The organism is Pseudomonas sp. B329 (assembly GCF_023127835.1).
GTDB classification, from domain to species: domain Bacteria; phylum Pseudomonadota; class Gammaproteobacteria; order Pseudomonadales; family Pseudomonadaceae; genus Aquipseudomonas; species Aquipseudomonas synxantha_A.
This window is the reverse complement of the sequence record NZ_SPKP01000034.1, coordinates 1-1052: the sequence shown is the minus strand read 5'-3', so window position 1 is coordinate 1052 and position 1052 is coordinate 1. Positions and strand designations below refer to the sequence as shown.

The following is a 1052-nucleotide window of genomic DNA, read 5'->3' as shown; positions in this document are numbered from 1 at the left end:
ACCTCGATGCCCTTGACGATGCCGCGAACCGGCGACAGGACGGTCAGGCGCGCCAACGAGTCTTCACGCCCGCGAATCACCGAACTCAAGGTACTGACCTCGGAACGCGCCTTGGCCAACTCCTCCCCCGCCTGTACCTGATAGGACGAACGCAGTTCCGTGGCCTTGAGTTGCAGTTCGCTGCGCTGGCGTTGCAGGCGGATTACTTCGACGTTGCTGGCTGCCCCGGTCTTGGCCAATGACTGAGTGATTTGCAACTCACGGTCGACCAGCCTGAGCGAGTCATTCACCCCCGCCAAGGACTCCTTGAGTCGGCTGATGCGCTCCTTATGCAGCCTGGTTTCGCGGCTGATCAGCTCCGGGTAGGCCTGCAGCTCGTCAGGAAAGCTCAACAGCTTGTCGTCCACCTCGGCCTGTAACCGTGTGGCACTGGCCAACACCGCACGGTAACGCGCAGCGCTCTCCTCGACATTCGATTCGGTTTTCGTCGGGTCAAGCTGGGCCAGCACCTGCCCCTGCTCCACCAGGTCACCCTCGGCAACGTTCAGTTCGGTCAGGATGCCGCCCTCTAGTGACTGAATGACTTGCTCATGGGAACTGGGAATCACCTTTCCGTCCCCCTTGGACACCTCATCGAGTTCGCCAAGCCAGGCCCAGGTGCACAGGATCACCACAATCACTACCAGGCTGCCGATCATCCGTGTCGCGTGGCGCAGCGCAGCGTCATCGGCGGGATCCATCGCCTCCCGCGAACTTTTATTGCGCGCATAGGCGCGTAACCGCGCCAGCGTTTCGTGAACATTAGCCATGCTGGGCAGCTCCATTGGCGTGAGTGGCACTGAGTCGGCGGATCGCTTCCTCCTTGGGTTCATCCAGCACGATTTTGCCGTCATCGACGACGATGATTCGCTCGACCAACTCCAACAACGCCAGGCGATGGGTGGCAATCAGCAAGGTCTTGCCCTGGGCCCATTGGTCGAGGTTTTCCAGAAACAGGCGTTCTGCCCCTTCATCCAGTGAAGAGGTCGGTTCGTCCAGCAACAGCACGTTGG

The 1052-nt window shown here is 60.6% G+C and carries 1 protein-coding gene and 1 pseudogene; both read right to left on the bottom strand.

The genetic code is table 11. The annotated features are described in order from the left end of the window. The coding region (locus E4P00_RS18025; RefSeq protein WP_248132373.1) for a biotin/lipoyl-binding protein at positions 1-740 on the bottom strand (740 nt) is incomplete at its 3' end. A 61-nt stretch (positions 741-801) separates the two neighbouring features. Continuing rightward, positions 802-1052: pseudogene (locus E4P00_RS18020) on the bottom strand (type I secretion system permease/ATPase); the annotation flags it as partial.